A 1,134-nucleotide genomic window follows, 5' to 3' on the forward strand; every position below is an offset into this window, starting at 1 on the left:
AGATCACCCGTGCGGTACATACGCTCACCGGATCCGAACGGATCGGCGACGAACCGCTCCGCCGTCAGATCCACCCGGCCCAGATACCCCCGGGCCACCTGAGCACCCGCCAGATACAACTCCCCCGCCACCCCGACCGGCACCGGATTCAACCGCGCATCGAGCACCAACGTCCGCGTATTCCACACCGGCGACCCGATCGGAGCCACCGACGCAGCCGGATCGGCCACCCACGAGGTGACCACCTCCACCTCCGCCGGCCCGTACCAGTTGTGCAACTGCGTATCCCCGGCCACCGCCGCGAACCGCCGCACCGTCTCCATCGGCAAGGCCTCACCGGCGACGAACACCCGCCGCAGACTCGACCCCACCGAAGCCGGCACCGCCGACACGAACGCCGCCAACATCGACGGCACGAAATGCACCGTCGTGACCTGCTGCTCGTCGATCACCCGCGCCAGATACCCCGGATCACGATGACCATCCGGCTCGGCCACCACCAACCGCGCCCCGATCTGCAACGTCCAGAACAACTCCCACACCGACACATCGAACGTGAACGGCGTCTTGAACAACACCACATCCGACGAATCCAGCCGATACCGATCCTGCGCCCACACCAACTGATTCACCGTCGCCGCATGCGGCAACGCCACACCCTTCGGCCGACCCGTCGACCCCGACGTATAGATCACATACGCCGTATTCTCCGGACGCAGCACCGCACGGCGCTCGGAATCGGTCACCGGAGCATCCGGCACCGACGACAGATCCACCTCGTCGACGGCGATCACCGGCACGGAACCCGTATCGGAGAACGCATCCCGCGACGTCGTGAGCACGAGCACCGGATCCGACGAGGCGAGCACATGAGCGGTCCGCTCGGCCGGATGATCCGGATCCACCGGCACATAGGCACCACCGGCCGCGAGCACCGCATGCACCGCCACCACCAGATCCACACTGCGCCGCATCGCCACCACGACCCGCGACTCCGGACCCACCCCCACCGAAATCAGATACCGCGCAAGACGATTGACCCTCGACGCGAACTCACCATAGGTGAACTCACCACCATCGAAGACCACCGCCGGTGCCTCCGGCGAAGACCGCACCTGCTCCTCGAACAAGTCG

The 1,134-nt window shown here is 66.3% G+C and carries 1 protein-coding gene; it reads right to left on the reverse strand.

Annotated features, from left to right (window positions below; all coding sequences use genetic code 11):
- Positions 1-1,115 (reverse strand): amino acid adenylation domain-containing protein (locus MOM01_RS22940; RefSeq protein WP_308197037.1); only part of this gene is annotated, 1,115 nt, incomplete at its 3' end.
- Positions 1,116-1,134 lie beyond the last annotated feature (19 nt).

It is taken from the genome of Rhodococcus sp. CH91 (genome assembly GCF_022554085.1).
Classification (GTDB): domain Bacteria; phylum Actinomycetota; class Actinomycetes; order Mycobacteriales; family Mycobacteriaceae; genus Rhodococcus.